At 69.0% G+C, this 14,884-nt stretch carries 14 protein-coding genes and 1 pseudogene; 7 read left to right on the top strand and 8 right to left on the bottom strand.

Features of this window, described 5'->3' with window-relative positions; all coding sequences use genetic code 11:
• Window positions 1-4 precede the first annotated feature (4 nt).
• The 7 genes from NF20_RS03875 to modA all read right to left on the bottom strand — a co-directional run bounded on the left by NF20_RS03875 (window position 5) and on the right by modA (window position 6,961).
• Window positions 5-1,033: a zinc-binding alcohol dehydrogenase family protein gene (locus NF20_RS03875; protein WP_031347966.1), complete on the bottom strand. Its 1,029-nt coding sequence runs from the start codon at window positions 1,031-1,033 to the stop codon at window positions 5-7.
• A 47-nt stretch (window positions 1,034-1,080) separates the two neighbouring features.
• Window positions 1,081-1,380, bottom strand: coding sequence for a GlsB/YeaQ/YmgE family stress response membrane protein (locus tag NF20_RS03870; RefSeq protein ID WP_003876535.1), 300 nt, complete (start codon window positions 1,378-1,380; stop codon window positions 1,081-1,083).
• A gap of 146 nt (window positions 1,381-1,526) precedes the next feature.
• Window positions 1,527-2,639 carry an alanine and proline-rich secreted protein Apa gene (locus NF20_RS03865; RefSeq protein ID WP_033717215.1) on the bottom strand — a complete coding sequence of 371 codons (1,113 nt, stop codon included), beginning with the start codon at window positions 2,637-2,639 and terminating at the stop codon, window positions 1,527-1,529.
• Window positions 2,640-2,760: 121 nt separating this feature from the next.
• On the bottom strand, window positions 2,761-3,876 hold the full coding sequence (locus NF20_RS03860; protein ID WP_023861663.1) for a sulfate/molybdate ABC transporter ATP-binding protein: 1,116 nt from the start codon (window positions 3,874-3,876) through the stop codon (window positions 2,761-2,763).
• Between the two features lie 9 nt (window positions 3,877-3,885).
• On the bottom strand, window positions 3,886-4,623 hold the full coding sequence (locus NF20_RS03855) for an ABC transporter permease (protein ID WP_085989644.1): 738 nt from the start codon (window positions 4,621-4,623) through the stop codon (window positions 3,886-3,888).
• 201 nt (window positions 4,624-4,824) lie between these two features.
• Complete coding sequence (locus NF20_RS03850) at window positions 4,825-5,934, bottom strand: oxygenase MpaB family protein (protein WP_023871168.1); 1,110 nt, start codon at window positions 5,932-5,934, stop codon at window positions 4,825-4,827.
• 259 nt (window positions 5,935-6,193) lie between these two features.
• Entirely contained in the window at window positions 6,194-6,961 is a 768-nt protein-coding gene (gene modA, locus NF20_RS03845) for a molybdate ABC transporter substrate-binding protein (protein WP_019732048.1), read from the bottom strand.
• A gap of 274 nt (window positions 6,962-7,235) precedes the next feature.
• On the opposite strand from modA, the gene NF20_RS03840 reads away from it, so the two are divergent.
• The 4 genes from NF20_RS03840 to NF20_RS03825 all read left to right on the top strand — a co-directional run bounded on the left by NF20_RS03840 (window position 7,236) and on the right by NF20_RS03825 (window position 10,947).
• Window positions 7,236-7,913 (top strand): SDR family oxidoreductase, encoded by a 678-nt coding sequence (locus tag NF20_RS03840; protein ID WP_019732047.1) that lies wholly within the window; start codon window positions 7,236-7,238, stop codon window positions 7,911-7,913.
• Window positions 7,914-7,960: 47 nt separating this feature from the next.
• Complete coding sequence (locus NF20_RS03835) at window positions 7,961-8,884, top strand: LLM class F420-dependent oxidoreductase (protein ID WP_019732046.1); 924 nt, start codon at window positions 7,961-7,963, stop codon at window positions 8,882-8,884.
• A gap of 115 nt (window positions 8,885-8,999) precedes the next feature.
• Window positions 9,000-9,383 carry a DUF4189 domain-containing protein gene (locus NF20_RS03830; protein ID WP_019732045.1) on the top strand — a complete coding sequence of 128 codons (384 nt, stop codon included), beginning with the start codon at window positions 9,000-9,002 and terminating at the stop codon, window positions 9,381-9,383.
• A gap of 178 nt (window positions 9,384-9,561) precedes the next feature.
• Window positions 9,562-10,947: an NAD(P)/FAD-dependent oxidoreductase gene (locus NF20_RS03825; RefSeq protein ID WP_003876526.1), complete on the top strand. Its 1,386-nt coding sequence runs from the start codon at window positions 9,562-9,564 to the stop codon at window positions 10,945-10,947.
• A gap of 108 nt (window positions 10,948-11,055) precedes the next feature.
• On the opposite strand, the gene NF20_RS03820 is transcribed toward NF20_RS03825, so the two are convergent.
• On the bottom strand, window positions 11,056-11,478 hold the full coding sequence (locus NF20_RS03820) for a PaaI family thioesterase (protein WP_003876525.1): 423 nt from the start codon (window positions 11,476-11,478) through the stop codon (window positions 11,056-11,058).
• Between the two features lie 426 nt (window positions 11,479-11,904).
• Here NF20_RS03820 and NF20_RS03815 point away from each other — a divergent pair, with 426 nt between their 5' ends.
• The 3 genes and pseudogenes from NF20_RS03815 to gndA all read left to right on the top strand — a co-directional run bounded on the left by NF20_RS03815 (window position 11,905) and on the right by gndA (window position 14,848).
• Window positions 11,905-12,324, top strand: a complete 420-nt coding sequence (locus NF20_RS03815; protein ID WP_003876524.1) for a BlaI/MecI/CopY family transcriptional regulator — start codon at window positions 11,905-11,907, stop codon at window positions 12,322-12,324.
• Between the two features lie 14 nt (window positions 12,325-12,338).
• Window positions 12,339-13,288: pseudogene (locus NF20_RS03810) on the top strand (M56 family metallopeptidase).
• Window positions 13,289-13,378: 90 nt separating this feature from the next.
• Window positions 13,379-14,848 carry an NADP-dependent phosphogluconate dehydrogenase gene (gndA, locus tag NF20_RS03805; protein ID WP_031344201.1) on the top strand — a complete coding sequence of 490 codons (1,470 nt, stop codon included), beginning with the start codon at window positions 13,379-13,381 and terminating at the stop codon, window positions 14,846-14,848.
• The last annotated feature ends 36 nt before the right edge of the window (window positions 14,849-14,884 follow it).

Here is a 14,884-nt window from a genome sequence, read left to right as displayed (position 1 = left end):
CTGCTCAGACCAGCAGCACCGCCGCACCGGCGATGCGCCCGGCGCTCAGATCCGCCAGCGCCCGATCCGCTTGTCCGAGGGGATATTCCGGCGTGGTGACGCTGATGTGATGCGTGCCCGCGAAGTCGAGGAAGGCCCGCGCGTCGGCCCGGGTGTTGGAGGTGACCGAGCGCACCTGGCGCTCCTGGAACAGGTGGCGCTGGTAGTTCAGCGACGGGATGTCGGACAGGTGAATGCCGGCGATCGCCAGGGTGCCGCCGCGGTCCAGCGCCGCCAGCGCGGGCAGTACCAGATCGCCGACGGGGGCGAACAGGATGGCGGCGTCCAGCGGGACGGGCGGCGGGTCGGCGGCGCCCTGCGCGGAGGCGGCGCCGAGTTCGATCGCCAGCTCGCGGGCCCGCTCGCCGCGGGTCATCACGTGCACCTCGGCGCCCTGCGCCAGGGCGACCTGCGCGGTGATGTGCGCGCTGCCGCCGAAACCGTACAGGCCCAGCCGTCCGCCCGGCGGTAGCTGGGCGCGCAGCAGCGCCCGGTAGCCGATGATGCCCGCACACAGCAGCGGCGCGAGCTCGCTGTCGCTATAACCGCCGGGCAGTGGGTGCGCGAAAGCCGCTGGCACGGTCGCGAATTCGGCGTATCCGCCGTCGGCGTCCCAGCCGGTGTAGCGGGACTCGGGGCACAGGTTCTCGTCGCCGCGCCGGCAGTATTTGCACACCCCGCAGGTGTGGCGCAGCCAGGCGATGCCCACCCGGTCCCCGACGCCGAACTCGTCGCCGGCCTCGGCGCCGACTTCGATGACCTCGCCGACCACCTCATGACCGGGCGTGACCCGGTCGCGGTGCACGGGTAGGTCGCCCTCGGTGACATGCAGATCGGTGCGGCACACGCCGCACGCACGCACCGCGACCAGCAGGTCGGACGGCCCGGGGCGCGGCACCTCGGTGGTCACTTCCTCAAGCGGATGAGTGTCCATCGGACCGGGCCGACGCACCCGCCAGGCGCGCATCGCCGTGGTGGTCACCGGAGAAGACATCACCCCATCATGCCGCTAACCACCACGGCCGCAACGGGTTAAGGCGATTACGTCCTGCGCACCATGCCGACGATCCAGAGCAGGATCACCGAACCGAGCAGCGCGGTGAAGAAGGTGAAGATGAGCCCGCCGCCCGCGGTGTTGACGAAGAAGCTCAGGATGAAGCCGCCGATCAGCGCGCCGACGATGCCGATCACGATGTCCATCAGGATGCCGGCGCCGCTACCCCGGACGATCTTGCTGGCCAGGGCACCGGCCAGGCCGCCGATGATGATGTAGCCGATGATGCCGACGCTGGTCAGCGTGGTGGAGCGGGCCAGGTATTCGGTGGCAGCAGTGACGTCCATGAGGATCTCCTCGCAATCGCTGGCAAAGCCCAGCTGTTTGCTGGGCCGTCACTTCGGTATACCCAGTTTGGGTCACGAATCGAGTGACGAATCGGCGACGGTTGATCAACCGGTTGCCGACGCGACGGCCCGGACTCGTCGGTCGCTCAGGCCGAGAGGGTCTGCTGCGGTGTCGGTGTGGGGGTGGGGCTGACCTCGACGGCCGGCGCCTGGCCCGGTGCCGCCGGGGCCCCCGGGGCTGCTGGAGCCGGAGCCGCCGGCGCGCCTGGAGCCGCTGGAGCCGGTGCCCCTGGTCCGCCCGGAGCCGCCGGCGGGGCGGCCGGCGGCGTCCACGCCTGGATCGACTCGGCGAGCGCCTTGGCCGCGACCTTGTCCACCGGGTCGTTCGAGGTGCCCAGCCAGACGACGAACCAGCGTTGCGCGTTGCCGCCGTTGGCCGAACCGATGACGCCGGTCCAGATCTGACCGTTCGGCTTGGACGCGTCGCTGAATTTCACCTCGTAGTAGGACGCGCTGCCGGTGCTTCCGTTGGCGCCGTTGAGCGGGGTGCTGTCCTGGTTGATGCGGGTGCCGGGATAGGGCATGAAGAATTCGCCCATGTCCGAGCCCAGCCGCACCGCGGCCTTGGCGTTGTTGGCTTCCGCACTGGCGTAAAGCTTTTGGTCGAGACGGCCCATCACGATGCGGGTGTCGTTGGCAACCGGGGGCGGCTGGTCGGGCATCGGCGGCGGGCCGGTGACCTTGCTCAGCAGCGCCGAGCCGTAGTCGAGGTGAGACGCGTCGGACTCCACCCAGCCGGCGGGCAGCACGTAGCTGAACCCGCCGACGGCGTTGGGGATCCGCCCGGCGTTCGGGTCGGCCGGCGGGGGCGGCGGCGCGTTCGGGTCGACGGGCGGCGGTGGTGCCCCGTTCGGCGGCGCCGGCGGTGCCCCGTTCGGCGGTGCCCCCACCGGTGGTGGGGCCGCGTTGGGATCATTCGGCGCCGGAGCCGCCGGCGCCGGTTGCCCGTTTGGCGCCGGGGCGGCGGGTGCCGTTTGCCCGTTGGGCGCCGGCGCGGCGGGTGCCGGTTGCGCGTTGGGCGCCGGCGCGGCGGGCGGGGCGGTCGCCGTGCTCGGCGGGACCGGGGTCGGGACCTCGGGATCGGCATGCGAGGTCGCCGGCAACGCGATGGCGACGGCGCTGGCGCCGCTCACCGTGGTGATCGCCAGCGTCGTCCACAGTCCTTTGCGGCGTGTCGAGGTCGGTTCCACCTGATCCATGGCGACGAACCTACCGTGTTACCGCTGTGACGCAAGGAGCATTGCGGACTAATGCAGTGCGGTTTCACTGATGTTGCCAATGTGCAATCTGCGGAGCGCGGCCGCGCCGGGCGGGCGCCGTTCAGCGTTCCGCCGCGGCCGTTGCCGGATACAGCACCACTTCATGGGCTTTGACCGAGAACCACACCCGGTCCCCCGGCGTCAACCGCAATTCCGAAGCGGCGTCCACGGTGATCTCGGCCGCCAGCCCCGGCGCGCCGTCGGGTTGCTGAGCGCCGCGCACCAACACCGCCGCCCCGCGCACGTCCATCTCGGCGACCGTCACCTCGACGGTGTTGCGGGGACTGCCGTGCGGCTGCTCGCGATAGACGGCCACCGCCGTCGGCGGGAAAACCGCGACGGCGCGCTGGCCGGACGCGACCTGGCCGGCGGGCGCCGCCGGGGCGGCATACCAGCGGGCACCGGAGCGCGCGAGCAGGGCACCGTCGCCCTCGGCGGTCCCGTTGACCAGGTTCACCCCCGCGACCCGGGCCGCGAAATGACTGCGCGGCGCGGTCAAAACGTCGGCCACCGGGCCGATTTCGGCGATCCTGCCGGATTCGAGCACCAGCACCCGATCGGCCAACGTGAACACGTCCAGCAGGTCGTGGGTGACCAGCATCGCCGCGCAGCCGATGCGGGTGACGACCCTGCGCAGCACCGACCGGATCGCCGCGGCCGCCGCGACGTCGAGACCGGCCAACGGCTCGTCGAGCAGCAACACGTCGGGTTCGGCGGCCAGCGCCCGCGCGATCGCGACCCGCTGCGCCTGCCCGCCGGAGAGTTGTCGCGGTTTTCGGTCGGCGAGCGGCTCGGCGTCCACCTCCCGCAGCCAGCGCAAGGCGGTGGCCTTCTCCGCCCGGCGGCCCCGGCGCCACATCGGCCGGCGACTGTGCGGCCCGAACGCGACGTTGGCGGCGACGCTCATATGCGGGAACAGCAAGGCGTCCTGCAGCAGCAGCCCGACTCGGCGGTCGTGCGTCGGCACGTCGATCCCGGCCGCGGTGTCGGTCAACACCCGGTTCCCCAGCCGCACCAGCCCACGGTCGGGGCGCAACAGCCCGGCGATGACGTGCAGGGCCGTCGACTTGCCCGCGCCGTTGGGACCCAGCACCGCCAGCACCTCCCCGGCGGCCACCGAGAACTCCACCTCGAAGCGCCGTTGCGAGACGACCGCGCGCAGCTGCAATTCGCTCATGGCCGGCGGCTACCTGGCGTCGGTCCCGGTCAGCCGGCGAGCGCCCAGCCCCAGCACCACCACGGCCGCCACCACCACCAACAGGATGGACAGCGCCACGGCCGCGTCGGCGTCGGTCACCCGCTGCAGGTAGATCTCCAGCGGCAGGGTGCGGGTGACGCCCTGCCGTGATCCGGCGAAGGTCAGCGTCGCGCCGAACTCACCCAGCGAGCGGGCGAACGCCAGCACCGCCCCGGACACGACACCGGGCAACAGCAGCGGCAGGGTGACGCGCCACCAGACCGTGGTGGGTCGCGCGCCCAGTGTCGCGGCCACCACCTCGAAATCGGCGCCCGCGGTGCGCGCCGCGCCCTCGAGCGAGATCACCAGAAACGGCAGCGACACGAAGGTCTGCGCCAGCACCACGGCGGTGGTGCTGAACGCAACGCTGATACCCGCGGCTTCCAGGTAGTGCCCCAGCAGCCCGAGCCGACCGAACGCATACAACAACGCGATCCCGCCCACCACGGGCGGCAGCACCAACGGCACCAGGATCAGGGGCCGCAGCGACCGGACCAGCCGTGTCCCGCCGCGGGCCAGCACCAGCGCCATCGGCACCCCCAGCGCCACGCACAGCGCGGTGCTGGCGGCGGCGGTCCTCAGGCTCAGCAGCAGCGCCGTGCGCGACGACGGGCTCGTGATCAGCGACCAGAAGTGCGGCCAGTCCACCTTGACCGCGATCGCCAACAACGGCAGCACCACGAACATGGTCCCGGCCGCCGCGGGAAGGTACACCCAGCGGGGCAGCGCCGTGCCGCGTCTGCTAATGCCTACCCCTTTGCCTTGTCTGCCTCGTTCGGCCCGCCGACGAATAGGTGGGGCCGCCGGTTATTCGCTGCACAGCATGTCAGGTACGGCCGAGACGGGCGAAAGAGGACCCCCGGGGGTCCGACGCGGACCGGCGCCTTATTAGCCGGACGCGAGCACCCCATTGGTCTCGTCTGCTGACGCATTTTCCCGCGCGGCGCGGCGAGCGCGATTTTCCCGGAGTGCTTGCTGTGCGGACTCCAGGGTGATCTTGCGCGGATCGACCCCTTCCCGTTTGAAGCCTTCGACGGCAATTGGCAAGTACAGGAACTTCAGCGGGACAACACGCTCGAGAATCGCGTACAGCCGTCGATACATCCGCATGAAGCGGCGCGCGATCTCCTCGTCCTCGGGGGTCCACTCCAAATTGAACAGCTCCTGCACGTGGGGCGGGAAACTGTTGACGACGACTTGCCGCCGACCCGCCACCCAGGGCCACACGAACTTCTTCATGACCGGAGGCCACCACCGCGGCGGCACGCGGCGCTCCATGAATTGCTCCAGCATGACCTGGGTCACCTGAGAGTTCACCAAATGATTGCGCTCGATGTTGTCCAGATACCGCTCGAAATCGTCGTAGGTGGCCGGCTGGGGACTGTCGTCCACCCCCCACATGCTGTACCACTCCTTGGATTCCTCGAATATCTGCTCCTTCATCGCACGCGGCATGGCCCCGTCGAAATACAGCTGCTCAACCACCTTGAGCAACAGATGATAGAAAAAGGTGACATGCCCAAAATAGAAGGTGTCGGCGTTCAACGCATGAAAGGTGCCTTCCTGCAGGGTGCCCTTGATGGACTTGTGCATGTTCCGAGTCTTCAGGCCGTATTTCTTCGCATCCTCCGGCGCGTCGTACACCGTGCCATAGATGTACTCACGAGATCTCTGACGCCGTACCTTATATATCTTGGAGCGTGCACCGAACGAACTGTCACCGGTAAAAAGAACGGAACTCGAGGTCGCTTTCGCCATCTGCGGCCACGCCCCGGCAATGGTGCCCACGACTCCGCTGCCGAAAAAGATCACATCAAGCCGTCCCCAATACTTCCATGTCAGGGAACCCGGGGGAATTGGATGCTGAGAAAGGTCTTTCCGCGACAAGCTGTTGTCGCCGGTGAATTCCGTAACCCTGGCTTCGTCCGGAACGACCAGCTCCGGATCGAATGTTGTCTGCATGATTTTCTTGAGTGCCCTGATGCCACGGACCGCCATGCCGAACTCCCTTGCGTTGCCGATACCCGCTACTTGGTTAACCCAGCGGCGCAGGAAGTTTGACCGCGCGACAATGCGGTGATCGAAGGTCCTCCCCTGCCACGGTCAGGATGCTAGCGATTCGGCTAAGCCCGCGCGGTCGATTCGCGAGGTCGTCCGCAAATATGCAACGCGAAGAGGGATCGCGTGGGAAATATGAGGTGCCGCCGGCGGCGCGCAATCGCAGGAATTTCGGCTTTGTCCTTGGCGCCGTGCGCGGTCAGGGTTTGGCGAAGCCGGCCTGGGCCAGGATCTGCTGCCCGGGCGGGGAGGTCACCAGGTCGACGAAATTCCGCGCCTGGGTGGCAAGCGGCGCCTGCTTCAACACTCCGATCGGGTACACGTTCACCGCGCCGGCGGCCTCCGGAAAATTCACCGTCGCCACCTTGCTCCCCGCGGTCCTGGCGTCGGTGACGTAGACCAGCGCGGCGTCGGCCTGGCCGCTGGTGACCTTGGTGAGGGCGTCGGTGACGCTGGGCTCCTCGCTGACGGGGTTGAGGTGCACGCCGGTGCTGTCCTCGACGCGGTGGGCCGCCGCCCCGCAGGGCACCGGCCGCTGGCAGGTCACCACGGTCAGCCCGGGCCTCGTCAGGTCGGCGAACGACCCGATCCGCTTCGGGTTGCCCGGCGCGGTGACGATGACCAGGGTGTTGGAGGCGAAGTTCGTCGGGTCGGCGGCGAGCAGGCCCGCCTTGGCGACGACGTCCATCTGCGCGATGTCGGCCGAGGCGAACACGTCGGCCGTCGCTCCCTGGGTCAGCTGGGTGGCCAGCTCGGAGGAGCCGGCGAACTCGAATTCGATTCCGGTACCGGGGTTTTGGGCCTTGAACCGCTCGGCGATCTTGGTGAACGCCGGTCGCAGTGACGCGGCCGCGAACACCATCAGTTTGCCCGCGGTCGGCGGCGGCTGGGATTTGGAGCCACACCCGGTCATACCGGCAATCAGCACCACCGACAGCAACCCGGTCAGGATCCCGATCCGCCGCATAAAAGCACCCTAGCCCGACGCTGATGCGGGCCGCGTGGCGGTGCTGTCTCCGCAAGCAAGGCACAAGACAGCGGTGCCCGGGCCGTCCCGAAATAGTTATCCAAATGTTCCGCGCGTCGCGGCGGTCGGAATTTCCCCGACTAGCTACCGTCCAGTAACATATCTGGAACTGATGCCATCACGCGCTGGGATCTCAGGCCGTTGACGGGGGCCGCGGTGTTGCTACCGCGCCGAACCGCCAGCGCCCGGGTTCCCGGTTGAGGACGAGGAGGTCATGGCGGTGGAGGTGCTGGTTACCGGCGGAGACACCGAGCTGGGACGCGCGGTGGCCGAGGGCTTCCGCGACGACGGCCACAAAGTGACCCTGGTGGGTGCGCGCAAGAGCGATCTGGAGATCGCCGCCAAGGAGCTCGAGGCCGAGGCGATCGTCTGCGACACCACCGACCCGGCCGCCCTGGAACAGGCCCGCCCGCTGTTCCCGCATCACCTGGACACCATCGTCCACGTGCCGGCACCCAGCTGGGAGGCCGGCGATCCGCGCACCTACTCGATCGCCGACACGGCCAGCGCATGGCGCAATGCCCTTGACGCGACGGTGCTTTCGGCCGCGCTGACGGTTCAGACCGTGGGCGATCACCTGCGCTCGGGCGGCTCGATCATCAGCGTGGTGCCGGAAAACCCGCCCGCGGGCAGCGCCCAGGCCGCGGTCAAAGCGGCGCTGTCGAATTGGACGGCGGGACAGGCAAGCGTGTTCGGCACCCGCGGCATCACCGTCAACGCGGTGGCCAGCGGGCGCGGCGCCCAGCCGGGCTACGACGGGCTCTCCCGCAGCCCCGCGCCGGTGGCCGCGGAGGTCGCGCGCCTGGCGCTGTTTTTGACCAGTCCGGCCGCACGTCACATCACCGGCCAGACCCTGCATGTCAGCCACGGCGCGCTGGCGCATTTCGCCTGAGGCGTAACGCCGCACCCTTCTCGCCGACCGGCCCGATCGTTACGGTGATGACCGTGGCTATCCGACTTGGTCTGCAGATTCCCAACTTCTCCTACGGCACCGGCGCCGAACAGCTCTTCCCCACCGTCATCGCCCAGGCTCGCGAGGCCGAATCCGCCGGATTCGATTCGGTTTTCGTGATGGACCACTTCTACCAACTGCCGATGCTGGGGTCGCCCGATCAGCCGATGCTGGAGGCCTACACCGCCCTGGGGGCGCTGGCCACGGCCACCGAGCGGGTCCAGCTGGGCACCCTGGTCACCGGCAACACCTACCGCAACCCCACCCTGCTGGCCAAGATCATCACCACGCTGGACGTGGTGAGCCAGGGCCGCGCGATCCTGGGCATCGGCACCGGCTGGTTCCAGCTCGAGCACGACCAGTTGGGCTTCGAATTCGGCACCTTCACCGACCGGTTCAATCGGCTGGACGAGGCACTGGAGATCATCCTGCCGATGATCAGAGGCGAGCGGGCAACCTTCGAGGGCAAGTGGTACCGCGCCAGCGATGCGTTCGCGAATCCCCGCTACCGGGACCGCATTCCGCTGATGATCGGCGGCAGCGGCGAGAAGAAGACGATCCCGCTTGCCGCAAGGCATTTCGACCACCTCAACGTGATCGCCGGGTTCGACGAGCTGCCCCGCAAGCTGGACGCCGTGCGGCGGGCCTGCGAGGAGGTGGGCCGCGATCCCGCGACCCTGGAAACCAGCACTCTGACCACGGTGATGATCGACGACAACGCGAGCCTCGATCAGATCCCCGCCGAGATGACCCAGCGCATGGTGGTCGGCAACCCGGATTCGGTCGCCGACCAGATCAAGACCAAGGTGATCGACGCCGGAATCGACAGCGTGATCATCAACCTGCCCTTCTACACCCCCGGCATCGTCCAGGCCGCCGGCGAAGCGCTGCGCCCGCTCGTCGGCGCATAGGCGTTGAGGCCGGAGCACCCCCGAGTCGCGGATCGCTCGCGGCGCGGCGATACTTCCGTTAGCAGCGTTCACCTGCGCCACAACCGCGCAGCGCGGAAGTAAAGCCGGGAAGGCCATGACCAAACGAGCATCGGCGGCGGCGATCGCCGTCGGGGTGGCGTTCGCCGCGACGGCCGTCGCGCATGCCGACAACAACGGGATCGCGATGGCCATCTCCGATTCCACCGGGCACATCAGCATTGCCGACGGCGCCGCGAGCCAGGGCGCGGCGGAGAAGGCGGCGATGGACACCTGCCGCAAGAGCATCAGCGACTGCCGCCTGTTGGCCAGCGGCCAGGGTGGCTGCATGGCGCTGGTGCTGAACGCGTCCAAATCCAAATACTTCGGGGCCTGGGGGCCGACCCGGGAGGAGGCCGAGGCGGCGGCGCTGGCGCGGGTACCCGGCGGAACGGTTCAAGAGGGCCACGACCACTGCGCGGGAGAAGGTTCGCCGCAATAACGGCCGGATGATTCGTCGGCTGATAACTTCGCCACACCGTGCGCTGTCGACCTGGAGTGATACTGCTGGTGTGGTTGATTACACATGTTGTGAGTTAGGTTTCGGGGTATTCGCCTGACTAGCGTGGTGGCTGAGTGCAGTCGCGCGTCCAGAAGCCCCCGTCAGGAGCAGCGGAAACATGAGCCCCCATTCAGGAAGCACAGCTGGACCCGAGCGTCGGCATCAAGTCGTCATCATCGGGTCAGGGTTCGGCGGCCTGAACGCGGCGAAAAAGCTCAAGCACGCCAATGTCGACATCAAACTGATCGCCCGCACCACCCACCACCTCTTCCAGCCGCTGCTGTACCAGGTGGCCACCGGCATCGTGTCCGAGGGCGACATCGCCCCACCCACCCGGGTGGTGCTGCGCCGGCAACGCAACGTGCAGGTGCTGCTCGGTGACGTCACCCACATCGACCTGGCCGGCAAGTTCGTCGTCTCCGACCTGCTCGGCCACACCTACGAAACTCCTTACGACACTTTGATTGTCGCCGCCGGCGCGGGCCAGTCGTATTTCGGCAACGACCATTTCGCCGAGTTCGCGCCGGGCATGAAGTCCATCGACGACGCGCTCGAGGTGCGCGGGCGGATCCTGAGCGCGTTCGAACAGGCCGAGCGGTCCCGCGATCCGGAACGACGGGCCAAGCTGCTGACCTTCACCGTGATCGGGGCGGGCCCCACCGGCGTCGAAATGGCCGGCCAGATCGCGGAATTGGCGACCTACACGCTCAAGGGCTCTTTCCGGCACATCGATCCGACCAAGGCGCGGGTCATCCTGCTCGACGCCGCGCCCGCCGTGCTGCCGCCGTTCGGCGACAAGCTGGGCAAGCGCGCCGCCGATCGGCTGGAGAAGATGGGGGTGGAGATCCAGCTGGGCGCGATGGTCACCGACGTCGACCGCAACGGCATCACCGTCAAGGACTCCGACGGCACCGTCCGACGCATCGAATCGGCCTGCAAGGTGTGGTCCGCCGGCGTATCGGCCAGCCCGCTGGGCCGCGACCTGGCCGAGCAGTCGACGGTCGAGCTCGATCGGGCCGGGCGGGTCAAGGTGCTGCCCGACCTGTCCATCCCCGGCCACCCCAACGTCTTCGTGATCGGCGACCTGGCCGCCGTCGAGGGCGTGCCCGGCGTGGCGCAGGGCGCCATCCAGGGCGCCAAGTACGTCGCCAACACGATCAAGGCCGAACTGGGCGGCGCCGATCCGGCCGAGCGGGAGCCGTTCCAGTACTTCGACAAGGGCTCGATGGCCACGGTGTCGCGCTTCTCGGCCGTCGCCAAGATCGGCCCCCTGGAATTCAGCGGCCTGTTCGCCTGGTTCGCGTGGCTGGTGCTGCACCTGGTGTATCTGGTCGGCTTCAAGACCAAGGTCAGCACCCTGCTGTCCTGGACGGTGACCTTCCTGAGCACCCGGCGCGGCCAGCTCACCATCACCGAGCAGCAGGCGTTCGCCCGTACCCGCCTCGAACAGCTGGCGGTGTTGGCCGCCGAGACCAAGCGGCCCGCGGCCCGGCGAGCCAGCTAGCCGCCCGGCCGCATCGACCAAACCCGTTGCGGCACAATGGCCTTCAGTGAACCCCGGGCTAAGGCGTTGCTCGCCAGCATGATTCCTGGGGTTTTCGGCGTGCGCCGATCAGGTATTGCGAACCTCGAGATTCTGCAGCCGCACCTGACCCCGGGCGACGACCCGGTCGTCGTCGTCGGTGATGGTGACCAACCACAGCTGCTGGCTGCGGCCCCGGTGGATGGGCTCGACCACGCCGTACACCGTGCCCGAGCCGATGGAACGCAAGAAGTCGGTGTTGTTGTTGACCCCCACCACATTCCCGCCGCCGCGGGTGGCCAGCCAGGTGTAGGCGGCCACACTGGCCATGCTTTCGATCATCGAGCAGTAGACGCCGCCGTGGACGAGTCCCATGGGCTGCAACAACTTCGGGGTGACTTCGAGCCGGGCGCGGGCGCCGTCGGGGCTGAGTTCGGTGAACTGCAGCCCGATCTCGCGGTCGAAGGGTGCGGAAAAGTCGGGCGGGATGATCGCTTCCTGCGGCTCTGACACGCTCCCGTGTCTACACCATCGCCCGGGCGGGCCGGCGCGGCGGGACGGCGATGTCGCCGATACCGGCCCCAGAAACGGCTGAGCCCCGTGCACAGGGCACGGGGCTCGCCGATCGAGTAGACCGGGGGTCACTGCAGCCCTCAGGACTCTCACGCGGTCCGTTATCGCTCGACGGGATTTAGAATAGGCAAGGCTGCCCTAACTTCGCAAGGGGTATTGTTCAACTTGTCCCGGAAAGTCCGGGAAAGTCCCGGAAAGTCCCGGGACGCACCGGAAAGCCCCGGAAAACCCCCGGGATCCGGTGCGGGGCCGGTGCGGGCGGGTGCCGCCCACGGTGGCCGGCACAGGCATTTGTCAGCGTTCCGTACGACCGCCGGTAGTAAGCCGGAGTACGCTGGTTTCGACGCTCAGGAGATGGAACGAACTATGGCCAAACTGACACGGCTGGGGGATCTGGAACGGGCCGTCATGGACCACCTGTGGTCCACCCCCGAACCTCAGACCGTTCGCCAGGTCCATGAGGCGTTGTCGGCCCAGCGTGACCTCGCTTACACCACGATCATGACCGTGCTGCAACGGTTGGCCAAGAAGAACCTGGTCTCCCAGATCCGCGACGACCGGGCACACCGGTACGCCCCGGTGCACGGCCGCGACGAGCTGGTGGCCGGCCTGATGGTGGACGCGCTGGCCCAAGCCGAGGACTCCGGCAGCCGGCAGGCCGCCCTGGTGCACTTCGTCGAGCGCGTCGGCGCCGACGAGGCCGAGGCGCTGCGCCGCGCACTCGCCGAACTGGAAGCCAATCAACGCAATAACCCGGCATCTGCTGGCGCCGGCCCGGAGGGCTGAGGGACACTAACAGGGTGTCCGCCCTGGCCTTCACCATTCTCGCGGTGCTGCTAACCGGCCCGGTGCCGGCGATGCTGGCCCGCGCGCGCTGGCCGCTGCGCGCTCCCCGCGCCGCGATGGTGTTGTGGCAGGCCGTCGCGCTGGCCGCGGTCCTCTCGGCGTTCAGCGCCGGGATCGCCATCGCCACCCGGGTGCTGGTGCCCGGTCCCGACGGCCGGCCCACCACCAGCATCCTCGGCGCCGAGGGCCGCCTCGGGTGGCCGCTGTGGACGGCATACATCGGCGTCTTCGCGCTGACCGTGCTGGTCGGCGCCCGATTGATGGTCGCGGTGGTGCGGGTGGCCATCGCCAATCGCCGCCGGCGGGCCCATCACCGGATGGTCGTCGATCTGGTCGGGATGGGCCACGGCGCCGCGCTGTCCCAGCCCTGCAGCCGCACCCGCGATCTGCGGGTGCTGGACGTCCCGCAACCCCTGGCCTACTGTCTGCCGGGAGTGCGCAGCCGGGTGGTGGTCAGCGAGGGCACCCTGAGCACCCTGGCCGACGCCGAGGTGTCCGCCATCCTCACCCACGAGCGGGCGCACCTGCGGGCCCGCCACGACCTGGTGCTCGAGGCATTCACCGCGGTGCACGCCGCGTTCCCCCGGCTGGTGCGCAGCGCCAACGCGCTGGGCGCGGTGCAGCTGCTGGTCGAGCTGCTCGCCGACGACGCCGCCGTGCGCGCCGCCGGCCGCGCTCCCCTGGCCCGGGCGCTGGTCGCCTGCGCATCCGGGCGGGCGCCGTCCGGCGCGCTGGCCGCCGGCGGCCCAGCACCGTGGTCCGGGTGCGCCGGCTCGGCGGGCGCGGCAACAGCCGCCTGCTCTCGGCGGCCGCCTACCTGGCCGCCGCGGCGGTGTTCGTGGTGCCCACCGTCGCCCTAGCGGTGCCGTGGCTGACCGAGCTGGAACGCCTGCTCAACCTCTGATGCCGCCGGGACCGGTCACCCGGTGATCGGGCGCTGTGCCACAGTGTCACCGAAAGCTTTTTGCCGAGACCCCAATTGAGAGGCGAAGACATGAGTTCGTCGGTTACCCCGTCGCGTCCCACCACCGGCACCGCCCAGATCGGCGTCACCGGGCTGGCCGTGATGGGTTCGAACATCGCCCGCAATTTCGCCCGGCACGGCTACACCGTGGCGCTGCACAACCGGTCGATCGCCAAAACCGACGCGCTGCTGAAAGAGCACGGCGACGAGGGCGAGTTCGTGCGCTGCGAAACCATCGCCGAATTCCTCGACGCGCTGGAAAAACCGCGCCGCGTGCTGATCATGGTCAAGGCCGGCGACCCCACCGACGCGGTGATCAACGAGCTCGCCGACGCCATGGAGCCCGGCGACATCATCATCGACGGCGGCAACGCCCTCTACACCGACACCATCCGCCGGGAGCAGGCGATGCGCGAACGCGGCCTGCACTTCGTGGGCGCCGGCATCTCCGGCGGCGAGGAGGGCGCGCTCAACGGCCCGTCGATCATGCCCGGCGGCCCGGCCGAGTCCTACCGGTCGCTGGGCCCGCTGCTCGAGGAGATCTCCGCGCACGTCGACGGGGTGCCGTGCTGCACGCACATCGGCCCCGACGGGGCCGGGCACTTCGTCAAGATGGTGCACAACGGCATCGAGTACTCCGACATGCAGCTGATCGGTGAGGCCTACCAGCTGCTGCGCGACGCGCTGGGCAAGACCGCCGAGCAGATCGCCGACGTGTTCGACGAATGGAACTCCGGCGACCTGGACAGCTTCCTGGTCGAGATCACCGCGCAGGTGCTGCGCCAGACCGACGCCAAGACCGGAAAGCCGCTCGTCGACCTCATCCTCGACGAGGCCGAACAGAAAGGCACCGGCCGCTGGACGGTCAAATCGGCGCTGGACCTCGGCGTGCCGGTGACCGGCATCGCCGAGGCGGTGTTCGCCCGCGCGCTGTCGGGCTCGGTGGCCCAGCGCAGGGCCACCACCGGGCTGGCGTCGGGCCGGCTCGGCGAAAAGCCAAGCGACGCAGCACAGTTCACCGAGGACATCCGCCAGGCCCTGTACGCGTCCAAGATCATCGCCTACGCGCAGGGCTTCAACCAGATCCAGGCCGGCAGCGCCGAATACGGCTGGGACATCACCCCCGGCGACCTGGCCACCATCTGGCGCGGCGGCTGCATCATCCGGGCCAAGTTCCTCAACCGGATCAAGGACGCCTTCGACGAGAACCCCGACCTGCCGACCCTGATCGTCGCGCCGTATTTCCGCAGCGCGATCGAGGCCGCCATCGACGGCTGGCGCCGGGTCGTGGTCACGGCCACCCGGTTGGGCATCCCGATCCCCGGCTTCTCCTCGGCGCTGTCCTACTACGACGCGCTGCGCACCGAGCGGCTGCCCGCCGCGCTCACCCAGGGTCTGCGGGACTTCTTCGGCGCGCACACCTACGGGCGCATCGACGAGGACCCCGACAAGCGCTTCCACACGCTGTGGAGCGCCGACCGCCGCGAAGTGCCGGCATAACGGGGCCACACTGGAGGCCGTAAGGGGGCTGGACCT

It is taken from the genome of Mycobacterium sp. MAC_080597_8934 (genome assembly GCF_000523975.1).
Classification (GTDB): Bacteria; Actinomycetota; Actinomycetes; order Mycobacteriales; family Mycobacteriaceae; genus Mycobacterium; species Mycobacterium avium.
Note: the sequence above shows the minus strand (reverse complement) of the source record. Positions and strands in the feature narration are given on the sequence as shown.